Annotated in this window: 15 protein-coding genes; 6 read left to right on the forward strand and 9 right to left on the reverse strand. The window is 72.0% G+C overall.

The features are described from left to right. Positions 1-38: 38 nt before the first annotated feature. From ACQ86L_RS11680 to ACQ86L_RS11695, 4 genes are all read right to left on the reverse strand, one after another. Complete coding sequence (locus tag ACQ86L_RS11680; RefSeq protein ID WP_434315552.1) at positions 39-641, reverse strand: hypothetical protein; 603 nt, start codon at positions 639-641, stop codon at positions 39-41. 9 nt (positions 642-650) lie between these two features. Further along, complete coding sequence (locus tag ACQ86L_RS11685; RefSeq protein WP_434315553.1) at positions 651-2075, reverse strand: glutamate decarboxylase; 1425 nt, start codon at positions 2073-2075, stop codon at positions 651-653. A 62-nt stretch (positions 2076-2137) separates the two neighbouring features. Continuing rightward, on the reverse strand, positions 2138-2527 hold the full coding sequence (locus ACQ86L_RS11690; RefSeq protein WP_434315554.1) for an META domain-containing protein: 390 nt from the start codon (positions 2525-2527) through the stop codon (positions 2138-2140). 100 nt (positions 2528-2627) lie between these two features. After that, the gene (locus ACQ86L_RS11695; protein WP_434315555.1) at positions 2628-3341 is read right to left on the reverse strand and encodes an esterase/lipase family protein; all 714 of its coding nucleotides are present in this window, start codon (positions 3339-3341) and stop codon (positions 2628-2630) included. Between the two features lie 98 nt (positions 3342-3439). Here ACQ86L_RS11695 and ACQ86L_RS11700 point away from each other — a divergent pair, with 98 nt between their 5' ends. Further along, positions 3440-3616, forward strand: coding sequence for a hypothetical protein (locus ACQ86L_RS11700; protein WP_345838911.1), 177 nt, complete (start codon positions 3440-3442; stop codon positions 3614-3616). Between the two features lie 62 nt (positions 3617-3678). After that, positions 3679-4005 (forward strand): hypothetical protein, encoded by a 327-nt coding sequence (locus ACQ86L_RS11705; protein WP_434315556.1) that lies wholly within the window; start codon positions 3679-3681, stop codon positions 4003-4005. Positions 4006-4061: 56 nt separating this feature from the next. Here ACQ86L_RS11705 and ACQ86L_RS11710 read toward each other — a convergent pair whose 3' ends face one another. Then, positions 4062-4367 (reverse strand): hypothetical protein, encoded by a 306-nt coding sequence (locus ACQ86L_RS11710; protein ID WP_345838910.1) that lies wholly within the window; start codon positions 4365-4367, stop codon positions 4062-4064. A 237-nt stretch (positions 4368-4604) separates the two neighbouring features. On the opposite strand from ACQ86L_RS11710, the gene ACQ86L_RS11715 reads away from it, so the two are divergent. The 3 genes from ACQ86L_RS11715 to ACQ86L_RS11725 are packed head-to-tail and all read left to right on the forward strand — an operon-like array spanning position 4605 to position 8732. Continuing rightward, entirely contained in the window at positions 4605-5780 is a 1176-nt protein-coding gene (locus ACQ86L_RS11715; protein WP_434315557.1) for an imelysin family protein, read from the forward strand. Beyond that, complete coding sequence (gene efeB / locus ACQ86L_RS11720) at positions 5777-7015, forward strand: iron uptake transporter deferrochelatase/peroxidase subunit (RefSeq protein WP_434315558.1); 1239 nt, start codon at positions 5777-5779, stop codon at positions 7013-7015. Before ACQ86L_RS11715 ends, efeB begins: the two co-directional genes overlap by 4 nt. Positions 7016-7061: 46 nt before the next feature. Continuing rightward, positions 7062-8732, forward strand: coding sequence for a phospholipase C (locus ACQ86L_RS11725; RefSeq protein ID WP_434315559.1), 1671 nt, complete (start codon positions 7062-7064; stop codon positions 8730-8732). Between the two features lie 69 nt (positions 8733-8801). On the opposite strand, the gene ACQ86L_RS11730 is transcribed toward ACQ86L_RS11725, so the two are convergent. Continuing rightward, on the reverse strand, positions 8802-9695 hold the full coding sequence (locus tag ACQ86L_RS11730; RefSeq protein WP_434315560.1) for an alpha/beta hydrolase: 894 nt from the start codon (positions 9693-9695) through the stop codon (positions 8802-8804). Positions 9696-9728: 33 nt separating this feature from the next. Between ACQ86L_RS11730 and ACQ86L_RS11735 the strand changes: the two genes are divergently transcribed. Continuing rightward, entirely contained in the window at positions 9729-10817 is a 1089-nt protein-coding gene (locus ACQ86L_RS11735; protein ID WP_434315561.1) for a MerR family transcriptional regulator, read from the forward strand. Here ACQ86L_RS11735 and araA read toward each other — a convergent pair. The 3 genes from araA to ACQ86L_RS11750 are packed head-to-tail and all read right to left on the reverse strand — an operon-like array spanning position 10732 to position 14560. Next, entirely contained in the window at positions 10732-12249 is a 1518-nt protein-coding gene (gene araA, locus ACQ86L_RS11740; RefSeq protein ID WP_434315562.1) for an L-arabinose isomerase, read from the reverse strand. The genes ACQ86L_RS11735 and araA overlap by 86 nt on opposite strands. Next, the gene (locus ACQ86L_RS11745) at positions 12249-12950 is read right to left on the reverse strand and encodes an L-ribulose-5-phosphate 4-epimerase (protein WP_434315563.1); all 702 of its coding nucleotides are present in this window, start codon (positions 12948-12950) and stop codon (positions 12249-12251) included. The genes araA and ACQ86L_RS11745 overlap by 1 nt, the downstream gene beginning before the upstream one ends. Then, the gene (locus ACQ86L_RS11750) at positions 12947-14560 is read right to left on the reverse strand and encodes a xylulokinase (RefSeq protein ID WP_434315564.1); all 1614 of its coding nucleotides are present in this window, start codon (positions 14558-14560) and stop codon (positions 12947-12949) included. The genes ACQ86L_RS11745 and ACQ86L_RS11750 overlap by 4 nt, the downstream gene beginning before the upstream one ends. Between the last annotated feature and the right edge of the window lie 23 nt (positions 14561-14583).

A 14583-nucleotide genomic window follows, 5' to 3' on the forward strand; every position in this document is an offset into this window, starting at 1 on the left:
ACATGCCGCTTCGACACCGCGCGAGGCGGCGTGTCCTGTCACTTCGTTCGCAGGGCTATCGGGCGTGGGGCCGGCAGCAGACCGAGGAGCGCAGCGACGAGGAAGCAGACGGCGCCGCCGACCGTGCCGACGCCGGTCCAGAACGGGCTGAGGAGGGTGTCGGTCCCCGGCAGCTCGAAGGCGCCGACCGCCGCGAAGCCGAACAGCACGGAGCCGATCAGGTTGAGCACGGCGCCGGTGCCGTCCCGGCGCGACCCGTGCTGCCGGGCGACCGCGGCCACGGCGATCAGGCTGGACACGAGGAAGCAGATCGACCCGTAGGCGTCCGGCCGCCACCCCGTTCCCCCGGCCGCGCCCGCGGGGACCGCCGCGGCGAGCGCGATCGTCGTGCTCCCGTTGAAGAACAGCGTCCCGACGAACTGGATGATGGACGAGCTCCGGTTCGGGACGCCGAGCGCCAACCCCGCGCCGAGCGTGAAGAACACCGAGCCGACCACGAACACCACGTTGGTGACGATCGCGCCCAGCGCGGCCGCGACCGACGGCAGCGCCGCGACCGCGAAGCACACCGAGCCGACAGCGAAGGAGGCGTCGGAGAGCAGGAGCCTCCTCCGCTCCCCGGCGCCTCCTCCGTCGCTCACGCCGGCCCGCTAGTGCGCGAAGTGCGTCCGCGTGCGCGCGGACTCGGTGGCCTTCGCCGCGACCGGGGTCGCGCCGGCCTTCACGGCCTGCTCCCCCAGCTCGGCGCACACCGCGCGGACGTCGTTCACCAGGTCCTCCGCGAGGTCGGCGTTGAAGCCGTCGCGCACCACGATCCGCAGCACGGCGACGTCGGTCGCGTCGTCCGGCATCGTGTACGCGGGCACCTGCCAACCCCGGGCGCGCAGCTCGTGCGACACCTGGAAGACCGTGTACGGCGTGCCGTCCTTCAGCGCGAACGCGATGACCGGGATGGCGGAGCCGTCCGTGATGACGTCGATCGCCGGGTCCTCGGCGAGGCCCTTCGAGATGAGCAGCGCGGTGTCGCGCAGCGCCTCCATGATCGCGGTGAACCCGGCGCGGCCGAGCCGCACGAAGTTGTAGTACTGGCCGACGATCTGGTTGCCGGGGCGGGAGAAGTTCAGCGTGAACGTGGGCATGTCGCCGCCGAGGTAGTTCACCCGGAACACCAGGTCGTCCGGCAGGTACTCCGGCGAGCGCCACACCACGAACCCGATCCCCGGATAGGTGAGCCCGTACTTGTGCCCGCTGACGTTGATCGACACCACGCGCGGGAGGCGGAAGTCCCACTCCAGGTGCGGGTGCAGGAACGGGACGACGAAGCCTCCGCTCGCGGCGTCCACGTGCACGGGCACGTCCGGTCCGCCCGAGGCGGCGAGGGCGTCGAGCGCGTCGCAGATCGCGGCGATCGGCTCCAGCTCGCCGGTGTAGGTGGTGCCGAGGATGCCGACGACGCCGATGGTGTTCTCGTCGACCGCCGCGGTGACCTGCTCCGGGGTGATCACATACCGGCCCTTGGCGACCGGCAGGTAGCGCGGCTCCACCTCGAAGTAGCGGCAGAACTTCTCCCAGACGACCTGCACGTTCGAGCCGAGGACCAGGTTGGGCACGCCTCCCGGTTCCGAACCTCCCGAGACCCCGGCCCGCTTGGCCCGCCAGCGCCACTTGAGCGCCAGGCCCGCGAGCATGACGGCCTCGCTCGACCCGATCGTCGCGGCTCCGGTCGGCTCACCCGGATCGGCGTGGAACAGGTCGGCGACGATGGACACGCAGCGGCGCTCCATCGCCGCGGTCGCCGGGTACTCGTCCTTGTCGATCATGTTCTTGTCGAACGCCTCGGCCATCAGGATCTCGGCCTCCGGGTCCATCCACGTCGTGACGAAGGTGGCGAGGTTCAGGCGCGAGCTGCCGTCGAGGAGCAGCTCGTCGTGGAGCAGCCGGTACGTGCTGGCCGGGTCGGTGGCGTCGTCCGGCAGGATGGCCGGAGGGCTCTTCCGCGACAGGCGACCGGTGTAGGCGGGGGCGAGCCGGGTGTCTCCGCTCGCCGTCTGGATGTCTGACTCGAGCCGCGCCATGCGCCGCCCCTCTCTGCCTCGGCTCCGCCACGGGTCGGCGGCGCCTGCCTATCGGCAGCGGATCACTTCGACTTGTCGAGCTTTCCGATCTCGTTGCCGCTGATGTCATAGACGACGAGGGTGCTGCCCTTCGCCGTCCCGCTGGACGCCTTCGCCAGCCACTCGTCGACCCCCTGGCACGCCATCATGGTGCTGGCGATGGGGCCGAAGGTGATGGTGTCGCCGTCGACGGAGCCCTTGCCGGACAGGCGGTTGCAGCCGTCCGTGCCGGAGAAGGCGCCGTCGTTCTCGATCGTGAGGTTCGGCTGCGACGCGGCCGTCGAGCCCCAGGTGCCGACGAGCGCCGCGCCGCTCGGGGTGCCGGCGCAGCCGGCGAGGAGGGCGAGAGCCGCCGCGGCGGCGACCAGTCCGCCGGTGAGACGAGCCGGCGCCCGACCGATCGTTCGCGTCATGTCGTCCTCCCCCTGGGGTCCGCCGGGTGCTGCGGACCGCGTCACGAGGCCGAGGATAGCGGCGCGCGACGAACGCGCACCAGGGTCGTAATCCGGGATTTCATCCGCTCGTGAGCTCGTCCACGAGCGCCAGGACGGCCGGGCTGCCGAGGATGCGGAAGTGGCCGCCGACCGGCATCCGGAGGTTGCGCGCGCCCGGCAGCGCGCAGCCTCCCGGGATGTGCGGGTCGTACCAGCCCCAGATCGACACGACCCGGCCGACATCCGCGCCGTCGCCAGCCAGCCGCACGAGTTCGGGATGGCCGGGCCGCAGCGCGCGCACGGCGGGGAACGGCACCAGCACGGCGAGGGGCGACCCGGAGAACGGCGTGGCGATCGCGACGACGCGGCGGATGCGCGCCGACGCGTCGGGCCTCCCGAGCAGGAGGCGGGCGACGAGGCCGCCCTTGCTGTGCGCGACGATCGTCACCCCGCTCAGGTGCTGCTCGCGGAGGTAGTGCTCCACCTGGTCGGCCGCCTCCGCAAGCGACATGCCCAGATGCCCCAGGGACGTGACCACGTGCACGGGATGCCCTGCGGCGTGGAGGCGGCGCGCCAGCGGGTGCAGGAAGCGCCAGGTCTCGTAGATGCCGGGCAGCAGCACGATGGGCGCGCCCTCCCCGGCCTCGTCGGCGAGCGCCTCGGGAGGGTCGCGGTCGAAGTTCGCCCGGAGCTGATGCCGGAGGACGTACTCGTAGTCGGCGAGGAGCACGCCGGCCTTGCGGACGAAGCGCAGCGCAGCGCGGACCGGGCCGGGGCGCGCGTTCTCTTCCACGTCGCCAGCATCGCGCCGCAGGATCGGTCTTGCCAACCTCCTGCTCTTGTCGACCTCCCGCTCTTGCCAACGTTCCGGGCCGGGTGGATAGTTGCGGCATGGGCGATGTGATCGCATTCATCCTGTGCTTCGTGCTCTTCCTGGTGGGCCTCTTCCTGCTGGGCCTCGCGGACACGCTCCCCGCCTGGCAGGGGCTGGTGTTCTTCGCCGGGATCGTCTGCGTCGCGCTGTCGTTCGGCATCCCGGTGCATCTGCTGGGGCACTCGGAGCTGTAGCTCTCCCATCGAGGGGCACGTATTCAGCAAAATCTCTGTGCGCCTTCGAATACAGTCGGTCCATGTCAGCAGCTGGTGACCGACGGTGGAAACTTCTTGATCGTGCAGAGCCGTTGCTCACGGCTCAATTCGGATCGCGTGGTGTGATCGCTACAAGGTTCGTTGGAGCGTTCCCTGAGTTCCCTGGCGCGGGTGTATGGCTGTGCACGACCACCGATCAGGAACGAGATGATCTGCGCGCCGACACCGCACTCCTCAAGGCCACTCGTGACGTGCTGCGCGAAGCTGGCCTTTCCCCGCTCGACGTGGCCGAAAGTGGTGTCGTCGTGCAGTCCCAGCAGACGGTGGACCGCGACTATCGGGGCAGCTGGTTCTACGCCATGCGCTGAGGTCCGCCGGGTCGTATGAACGAGTTGTCCCCTGAGGGCGTTTACGTGCCCTTCGACTACATGTCGGGAGGCGTGTGGACCCCGGCGTCCGCGCGGAAGCCGGCGGTGGCCTCCTCGTAGGTGGTGTGCTTGCGTGCGGGGTGGGACTCGGCGGGCGGCGGGACGTCGGCGCGGCTGAGCGCGTGCAGCACGAGCTGCTCGACGAGGCCGGCGGCGGTCGTCTCTCTGTGGCGGGCGATGCGGACCAGGGCGGCGAACTCGCGCTCACCGAGGCGGATCGTCAGGGGGATTCCTGCAGGCGCACGACCGGGGCCGTGAGCGCTCGCGGGCTCAGCGACATCAATAGCGTGAGAATCCTTCATGAATCGATCGTCTCATGGGCACGCTCTCTTTTGAAGAACCCAAATCCACGAACGATACGCGCAATCCGGATCGTGTCCAGTGGGACAGGCGTTCTGCGGGAGGGCGTCGACGGGCCGACCACCCCCGTTCGGGGCCGTCGCCGTGACGGTCTGGTGAACAGCGGATGAAGCATCCCCGGGGACGCACAGGCGCCTCCTAGGCTCGCTCCTGTCCACTCCTCAGGAGGCTCATCGTCCATGTCCCAGCGCGCCCGGCTCACGGCGCTCGTCGGCGTACTGGCGGCCCTCGTCGTGGTGGCCGTGATCGTCGCCGTGGCGGCGCGGCCGGCCGCGGTGCGCGCTGCGCCGTCTTCCGAGGTCGAAGTCAGCGCGGGCACCGACGACTGCGGTCACGGCTGGGCCGACGACGGCCGCGCCCTCGGCGGCACGATCTCCTTCGACGTCTCCAACACCACCATCGCCGGTGTCGAGGTGTACCTCCAGGCGGTCGACACCACGAAGGTCTACCTCGACCTGGAGAGCATCGGCGCCGGAGCCCACGCCCACGCGCGCGTGGCGCTCGGCTCGGGACGGTACCGGTTCGTCTGCCTCCCCGCGGACGCCGACCCGGCGAACGGGCCGACGGTCAGGGTCGGCCCCGCTCCACCGGGCACGGCGCTCACGCCGGGCATGGTGCCGGTGACCCGTGCCGACCTCATCCCGCCGGCCAAGGCGTACGGCGCCTGGGTCGGCTCGCGCCTGCCCGCCCTGCGCCAGCAGGTCGTCGCCGTCGCGGCCGACGCCGAGGAGGGCGACTTACCGGCGGCGAAGCGCGACTGGCTGACCGCCCACACCACCTATGAGACGCTCGGCGCCGCTTACGGTGCGTTCGGCGCGGCCGGCGAGGCGATCGACGGGCTGCCCGGCCACGGGCTGACCGGCTTCCACGCGGTCGAGTCGCCCCTCTTCTCCGGTGCGGCAGCCGCGGACGTAGTCGGGCCGGCGCAGCAGCTCATCGCCGACGTCGACACGCTCCTCGCGCAGTTCCCGAAGGCGCAGATCGACCCGGGCGACGTAGGGCTGCGCGCGCACGAGATCGTGGAGGACGCGATCCGGGACGTGCTCGCCGGCGCGGCCGACGCCGGTTCGGGCACCGAGCTGGCCACGATCGACGCCGACCTGAGCGGGGCGGCCCAGGCGCTGGCGCCGCTGCACGACCTCCTCGCGTCGCGGTATCCGGAGCTCGCCGCGACGCAGCAGTCGATCGCGTCCACGCAGCAGCTCGTGGAGGGCTTCCGCGCCGCCGACGGGACCTGGACCCGGCTGGCGGCGCTGACCACGGCCCAGCGCGAGCACGTCGACGCGGCCCTCAGCGAGACGGCCGAGCTCCTCGCGCCGGTGGCGGCGATCTGCGACCCGAGGAGGACACCGTGACGGGACTGGGGCGGAGGGACTTCCTCACCGCGGGCGCCGGCGTCGCGGCAGGGGCCGCCGTGGCGGGAGGTGCGGGCGCGGTGCTGGCGCCGGTCGCGGCCAGCGCGCACCAGGCGCCCCCGGGCGTCCGGGCGGCCGCTGCCCCGTTCCACGGCGAGCACCAGCAGGGCATCCTGACGCCGGTGCAGCGCTCGGCCGCCTTCGTCGCGCTCGACGTGACCGCGGCCTCCCGCGCCGAGCTCGCCGACCTGCTCAAGACGATCACCGAGCGCGCACGCTTCCTGACCACCGGAGGCACCCCTCCCGACCCCGGGCTGACCGCGCCGCCCCGCGACTCCGGCGTCCTCGGCCCCACGGTCGTGCCGGACGGGCTCACCGTCACACTCTCGGCGGGAGCCTCCCTGTTCGACGGCCGCTACGGTCTCGCCTCCGCCAGGCCGGCGCGGTTGCGGACGATGGACGCGTTCCCCGACGACTCCCTGCGCCGCGAGGTCTGCGACGGCGACCTCCTGCTGCAGGTCTGCGCCGACGACCGGGACGCGGTCACGCACGCGGTCCGCGAGATCGCCCGGGCGACCCGCGGCGGGATGGGCGTGCGCTGGCGGCAGGACGGTTTCGTCTCCCCGCCGCGGCCCAGCGGAACCCCGCGCAACCTGATGGGGTTCAAGGACGGCACGAGCAACCCGGACGTCCACGACGCTGCGCTGATGAAGCGGCTCGTCTGGGCGCAGGGGACGGGACGCGAGCCCTCCTGGACCGGCGGCGGCAGCTACCACGTGGTCCGCGTCATCCGGATGCTGGTCGAGTTCTGGGACCGGGTGAACCTGCACGAGCAGGAGAACATGATCGGCCGCCGCCGCGACAGCGGGGCGCCGCTCACCGCGTCGGCCGAGCACGACGACCCGCACTACGAGAACGACCCGACCGGCGACGTCATCCAGCTCGACGCCCACATCCGCCTCGCCAACCCGCGCACGACGGCGAGCGCCGACCAGCGGATGCTGCGCCGCGCCTACAACTACGACGGCGGCGTCGACGCCAACGGGACGCTCGACATGGGACTCGTCTTCGTCGCCTTCAACCAGGATCTCGACCGGCAGTTCGTGGCCGTGCAGAAGCGGCTCGCCGGCGAGCCGCTGACGGACTACGTCCAGCCGTTCGGCGGCGGCTACTACTTCGCGCTCCCCGGAGCCCGCGACTCCTCCGACTGGCTCGGGCGCAGCATGCTCGCGTGAGCCGGAGGCATCAGGTAACACCCACCGACAGAAGGAAGCAGAAATCGTGTCCAGACTCTCTCGTCTGCGCCGCCGCCCGGTCGCCTCGGCCGGGCTGGCGCTGCTCGGCGCGGCGACCCTCGTGGGAGCCGGCGTCCTCGCCATCGCTCCCGCGTCGGCGTTCCCGGCCCACGGGACCCCCGACCACTCCAACCAGACCCAGACCCCGATCAAGCACCTCGTCGTGATCTTCGGCGAGAACATCTCCTTCGACCACTACTTCGGCACGTACCCGAAGGCGGCCAACACCGACGGCACGACATTCACCGCCGCGCCCGGAACCCCCGCGACCAACACCCTCGCCAGCAGCGGGACCCTCACCGACAACCCGAACCTGTACGCCCCGCAGCGGCTGACCCCCGCGCAGGCCCTCACCTGCGACCAGAACCACGGCTACGCCGCCGAGCAGGCCGCGGTGGACAACGGCAAGATGGACATGTTCGTCCAGAAGACCGAGACCGACACCTGCACCGGCGCGTTCGGCCGGCCGGGCCTGGTCATGGACTACTACGACGGCAACACGGTCACCGGTCTGTGGAACTACGCGCAGAACTACTCGATGAGCGACAACATGTGGGACACCACGTTCGGCCCGTCGACCCCCGGCGCGCTCAACCTGATCTCGGGCCAGACCCACGGCGGCACCGCCTACGACCCGAAGACCGGGGCGGTCCTCCCGGCCTCCACGTCAGTGCAGTCGAAGAACGCCGCGGGCGTCGGAACGGTGATCGGCGACCCCGACCCCGTGTACGACGACTGCTCGGGCAGCGACCACACCTCCACCTCGGCGCTGGTCGGCATGGCCGGCAAGAACGTCGGTGACCTGCTCAACTCGCGCGGCGTCAGCTGGGGCTGGTTCCAGGGCGGCTTCACGCCGACCACCGCGTGGAACGGCCAGGCCGGCAGCTACGCGAAGTGCGACGCGACCACCGCGAACATCGGTGGCGCGACGCCGAAGGACTACTCGCCGCACCACAACCCGTTCTCGTACTACAAGTCCACGTCGAACCCGCACCACCTGCCGCCGACGTCGACCCAGGCCATCGGCCACACCGACCAGGCCAACCACCAGTACGACCTGACCTCGTTCGACAAGGCGCTCGCGGCGAACAACCTGCCCGCCGTCTCGTTCCTCAAGGCCCCGGAGGCCCAGGACGGCCACGCCGCCTACTCCGACCCGCTGGACGAGCAGAAGTTCCTCGTCAACGAGATCAACGCCCTCCAGAAGTCGAAGGACTGGAAGAGCACCGCTGTCGTCGTGACCTACGACGACTCGGACGGCTGGTACGACCACGTCGCGCCGACCGTGGCCAACGGCTCGAACGACTCGGCCGTCGACTCCGCGGTCTGCACCAGCCGGACGCGGATCGCCGGCGGCTACGCCGACCGCTGCGGCCCGAGCCAGCGCCTGCCGTTCCTCGTGGTCTCGCCGTGGGCCGCGCAGAACAAGGTCGACCACACCGCGATCGAGCAGACCAGCCCGCTGAAGTTCATCGAGGACAACTGGGGCACGGGTCGGATCGGCGACGCGTCGTTCGACGCGCGCGCCGGCTCGCTGAACGGCCTGTTCGACTGGAAGCACCCGCAGCAGCGCGAGGTACTGCTCGACCCCGCCTCCGGCGCCGTCACGCAGGTCGTGCCGACCCACGGCCGCAGCGGTGTCGCCGACGACCAGTAACCCGTAACGCGAGGGGCACGTCGTTGTCACTTCTCCGCCAGAAAAGTGACGACGACGTGCCCCTCGTCATCAGGCGAAGTGGGACGCGGCGAACGCGAGCTGGGCGGGCGCCTGACGCCGCCAGTAGTCGAGGTCGTGGCCTCCCGGGGTGAAGCCGCCGGCCGGGCGGGGGTGGAGGCCGGCGACGTAGTCCTGGACGTTCGGGCAGAACCCGTCCCCCGTGCCGCACTCGACGCGGAGCGGGATCCCGGCGAGCGACGCCTCCCGGCCGAACGGCGTGTTTGCGGCGAAGTCCGCCGCGCCGTCGAACGCGCCGTGGGCGGCCTCCTTCGCGGTGTGCCAGATCGCCGGACTCTCCGCCACCACCGACGCGACCCGCGCGGCGCCCAGCACGCCGGCGAGGTGGAGGGCGCCATAGCCGCCCATCGACCAGCCGAGGAAGGCGACCTTCGCCGTGTCCAGCCCAGCCTTCGCGAGGAGCGGGACGAACTCGTCGGTCAGCATCGCGCCCGCGTCCTCCCCGGTGACGCGGCGATGCCAGTAGGTGTTGCCGCCGTCCGCGGACGCGATCGCGAACGGCCGCGCGCCGTGCTGCACCGCCTGGGCGAGGAAGCGGTCGAGTCCGAGCCCGGAGCCGAACGCCGAGCGATGGTCGCCGCCGAAGCCGTGCAGGGCGATGAGGACCGGGAGGGCGTCGCCCGGCTTCGAGCCGCGCGGGTAGCTCACGGTCCAGCCGACGGTCGCGCCGAGCCGCGCGGCGGAGACGAGCGAACCGCTGACGGCCGGGCCCGGAGCGACGTCGGGGATGCGGCCGGGCGTGCCGTTCAGGCCCAGGAGCCGGTGCAGCTCCGAGCGGCCGGGGAGGAGCCGCTCCTCCACGGCGAACGCCGCTCCCCCGCCGAGGACGCCGAGGGCGGCCACGCCGATCCCGGCCCCGATCAGTGTGCGACGCGCGACGCTCATGCGCTCACCCTAACGGCGCTTGACCCTCACACCGTGTCAGGCTGGATCGTGGCCTCCATCATGTACACCATCGGAGAGTTCGCCGCGATCGGGCGCGTCAGCGTCCGGATGCTGCGCCACTACGACGCCATCGGCCTGCTGCCGCCGGCGCGCGTGGACGAGCACAGCGGCTACCGCTGGTACTCGGACGCGCAGCTGGGGAGCCTGCTGCTGATCGTCGAGCTGCGACAGCTCGGGATCGGCCTCGACGCGATCGCCGCCGTGCTCGCGTCCGACGACTCGCGACCCGCCCTCACGGCGGTGCTGCGGCAGCGCCGGGCCGAGCTCGCGGCCGGCATCGCCGACGACCGGAACCGGCTCGACCGCCTGGAGCGGCGCCTCCGCCTACTGGAAGGAACAGAGATCATGACCACACCCGTCGAATACCGCGCGCTGGAGCCGGTCACCGTCTACGCCGTCAGCGGCACCGCGCCCGGGATGGGCCCGGAGCTGGTCGGTCCGATGGTCGGCCCGCTCATCGGCGCGCTCGATCAGGCGCTGGAGGCCTCAGGGCGCCCGCTGCTCGCGCCGTCCGTGTTCTGGTACGAGGCCAGGGACGACGAGCGGCTGGAGGTGCACATCTCGTACCCGGCAGAGACGCCGCCGCGGCCCGGCGACGGCTACGAGGTGGTCGACCTCCCCGCGGTCCCGCTCGCGGCGACGCTGCTGCACCGCGGCGACATGACCGGCATCGGCGACTCGTGGATGGCGCTGATGGAGCGCATCGCCGCCGACGGCTACCACGTGACCGGCCCCACCCGCGAGGTCTACCTCAAGGCCACCGGCCACACCCCCGGCCCCGACTGGCTCACCGAACTCCAAGCCCCCGTAACCCCCACACCCCCACCTCCTGACCCCCTCCATCAATTCCGGAGTTGTGTACGTCGTGGCACGGCGTGTCGCGTACACAACTCCGGAAGAGATTGCGTGGGAGGGAGGTGGGACCCGGCCGCCGACGCCGATGACATGCCGGCGGCCGGGGGTCTGTACGGCGCGGCTAGAGGCCGCGGGCCAGGCGGTAGTAGGCGGCGTTCCAGTCGAGCTCGCGGGAGAAGGCGCGAAGCGTCGTGTCCTCGTCGATGATGAGGAGTTCGGTGCGGGACATGCGGGCGTAGTCCTCGAACGCCTGGATGCCGACGGCGGTGCTCATCACGGTGTGGTGCGCGGCGCCGGCCTCCAGCCAGGCGGTCGCGGACGTGGTGAAGTCGGGGGCGGGCTTCCACACGGCGCGGCCGACCGGGAGCTTCGGCAGCGGGGCCGTCGGCTCCACGACCTCCACGACGTTCGCCACGAGCCGGAAGCGGTCGCGCATGTCCGACAGCGCCACGACCACCGCGGGGCCCGGGTCGGCCGTGAAGACCAGGCGCACCGGGTCGTCCTTGCCGCCGATGCCGAGCGGGTGGACCTCCAGGGTCGGCTTCGCGCTGGTGAGCGACGGCGAGACCTCCAGCATGTGCGCGCCGAGGATGCGCTCGTCGCCGGGCGTGAGGTCGTAGGTGTAGTCCTCCATGAGCGACGCGCCGCCGGGGAGGCCCGCGCCCATGACGTTCGCGGCGCGGACCAGGATGGCCGTCTTCCAGTCGCCCTCGGCGCCGAAGCCGTAGCCCTCCGCCATCAGGCGCTGCACGGCCAGGCCCGGGAGCTGCTTCAGCGCGCCGAGGTCCTCGAAGCTGGTGGTGAAGGCGCCGAAACCGCCCTCCTCCAGGAACGACCGCAGCCCGACCTCGATCGCGGCGCCGTCGCGCAGCGACTGGTGCCGGTCGCCGCCGCGACGCAGCTCGGGAGCCACGTCGTAGCGGTCCTCGTACTCGGCGACCAGCGCGTCCACGGCGGAGTCGGAGGCGGCGGCGACCGCGTCGGCCAGCTCGTTCACGCCCCAGGTGTTGACCTGCACGCCGAACCGCAGCTCGGCCTCGGTCTTGTCGCCCTCCGTCACCGCCACGAAGCGCATGTTGTCGCCGAAGCGCGCGAGCTTCAGGGAGCGGGTGGCCGCGTGACCGGCGGCGGCCCGCGTCCAGGTGCCGATCCGCTGCGTCACGGCCGGGTCGCTGACGTGGCCGACGACCGTCGTCCGCGGCACCCCGAGCCGGGTCTGGATGTAGCCGAACTCGCGGTCGCCGTGCGCGGCCTGGTTGAGGTTCATGAAGTCGAAGTCGATCTCGCCCCACGGCAGCTCGACGTTCGCCTGCGTGTGGAAGTGCAGCAGCGGCTTCTGGAGGGCGTCGAGGCCGGCGATCCACATCTTGGCCGGGCTGAAGGTGTGCATCCACGCCACCAGTCCGATCACGGCATCGTCGGCGTTGGCCTCCAGCGCGATGCGGCGGATGGCGTCGGAGTCGGTCAGCACGGGCTTCCAGACGATGCGGACCGGCACGTCGGCGGACGCGCCCAGCCGGTCGGCGATCCCCCGGGACTGCTCGGCGACCTGCGCGAGCGTCTCCGGTCCGTAGAGGTGCTGGCTGCCGGTGAGGAACCAGACCTCGTAGCGGTCGAGGGAGGTCGTGAGCGTCGGCATCAGGCGAGTGATCCTTCCGGGTTCTGTCCGTAGACGTTCTGGTAGCGGTCGAAGAGGCTGTCAATGGCCTCCTGCGGGATCGGGACGAGCGGGCCGCCCTGCCGGGCGATGTGCACGGTGCGGGCGACGTCCTCCGTCATGACCGCGGCCTTGACGGCGTCGCGCGCGTCGCGGCCGATCGTGAAGACGCCGTGGTTCTGCATGAGCACGGCGCGGCTGCGGTGCCCGTCGAGGGTGGCGACGATGCCGCGGCCGATGGAGTCGTCCCCGATGATCGCGAACGGCCCTACCGGGATGGGGCCGCCGAACTCGTCGGCCATCGCGGTGATGACGCACGGGATGGGCTCGGCGCGCGCGGCCCACGCGGTGGCGTAGGTGGAGTGGGTGTGCACCACGCCGCCGACCCCGGGCATGTTCCGGTAGACGTAGGCGTGCGCGGCCGTGTCGGAGGACGGTGACCGGTCACATCCGGCCGAGCCGGGGACGACCTCGCCGTCGAGGGTGCAGAGGATCATGTTGTCCGGCGTGAGGTCGTCGTAGTCGACGCCGCTCGGCTTGATGACGAAGAAGTCCTCGCCCGGGACGCGGCCGGAGATGTTCCCGCCGGTCCAGACGACGAGACCGTAGCGGACCAGTTCGGCGTGGAGGGCGGCGACCTGCTCGCGGCTGCGGCGGGTGGCGGGGGACTCGGGGGTGGTCATCGGGCGGCTCCCTTCAGAGCGATCGACGCGACGGCGGCGCGCTCGGAGGCCAGTCCATCGGCGTATCGGGCGAGGTACGCAGCGAAGCCAGCCACGTCGCCCGCGTCCGGCTCCACGGTCTCGACGGTGAAGCCTCCGAACACGTCGCGGTCGAGGTAGACGTCGAGCGGGACCCCCGACCGGGCGGCGCGGAGGTACGCGGCGAGCACGGCGACGCCCCACGCCCCACCCTCCGACGCGGTGTCGGCGACGGAGACCGGCGCATCCAGCGCTCCGGCCAGGAAGCGCTGCGCGACGCCGGCCGTCCGGAACATCCCGCCGTGCGCGAACATCCGGTCGAGGGCCGCTCCCTCCGCGTGCAGCACGCGCATCCCGAGGGCGAGCGTCCCGAAGACGCCGTAGAGCTGGGCCCGGGCGAAGTTGGCGAGGGTCAATCGGCTGTCCGGCGTACGGACGACCAGCGGGCGGCCCTCCTCCAGGCCGGTGATCGGCTCGCCGGCCAGGTAGTTGTACGCGAGGAGGCCTCCCGCGTCCGGCTCGCCGTCGAGCGCCTCGCGGAACAGCGTCTCGAAGACCGCATCGGGTGCGACCGGTGCGCCGGCGACCTCCGCGAACCTCCCGAACAGCCCGGCCCACGCCGAGAGCTCGCTCGCTCCGTTGTTGCAGTGCACCATCGCGACGGCGTCGCCGGCGGGCGTCGTCACCAGGTCGAGCTCGTGGTGCGCTTCGGCGAGCGGGCGCTCCAGTACCACCATCGCGAAGATGCTCGTGCCCGCGCTGACGTTGCCGGTGCGCGGGGCGACCGAGGCCGTGGCGACCATCCCGGTGCCGGCGTCGCCCTCCGGCGGGCAGAGCGGGATGCCCGGCTGCAGCTCTCCCGACGGGTCGAGGAGGAGGGCGCCGGCGGGGGTGAGGTCCCCGGCGGGCTCACCGGCGACGAGGACCTCGGGAAGGAGGTCCCGCAGGCCCGGCAGCGCTCGGTCCCGCACGAGGCCGTCGTACCGGGCGACCAGCTCGGCGTCGTAGGTCTTCGTGGCCGAGTCGATCGGGAACATCCCCGACGCGTCCCCGACACCGAGCACGCGGAGGCCGGTGAGGCGCTCGTGCACGTGGCCGGCGAGCGTGGTGATCGAGTGCAGGCGGGACAGGTGCGGCTCGGCGTCGAGGACGGCCTGGTGGAGGTGCGCGATCGACCAGCGCAGCGGGATGTTGACGCCGAACAGCGCGCTCAGCTCGGCGCTCGCGGGGCCGGTGGTCGTGTTGCGCCAGGTGCGGAACGGCGCCAGCAGCTCCCCCGCGGCGTCGAAGGCGAGGTAACCGTGCATCATCGCCGAGACGCCGATGGCGCCGAAGGTCCGCGGCCGGACGCCGTGGCGCGCCTCCGCGTCGGCGACGAGCGCGGCGTACGCGGCCTGGAGGCCGGACCAGACGGCGTCGAGCGAGTAGGTCCAGACGCGGTCGGCGAACTCGTTCTCCCAGTCGTGGGAGCCGACGGCCAGGACGGTCGCCGGATCGTCGGCGTCGACCAGGCAGGCCTTGATGCGCGTGGAGCCGAGCTCGATGCCGAGGGCGGTGCGTCCGGCGACGAGGGCGTCGCGCTGGTGGTTCATGGTTCTCACTCCGTTGTGACCGG

This window comes from Leifsonia sp. P73 (assembly GCF_051059105.1).
GTDB lineage: Bacteria > Actinomycetota > Actinomycetes > Actinomycetales > Microbacteriaceae > Leifsonia.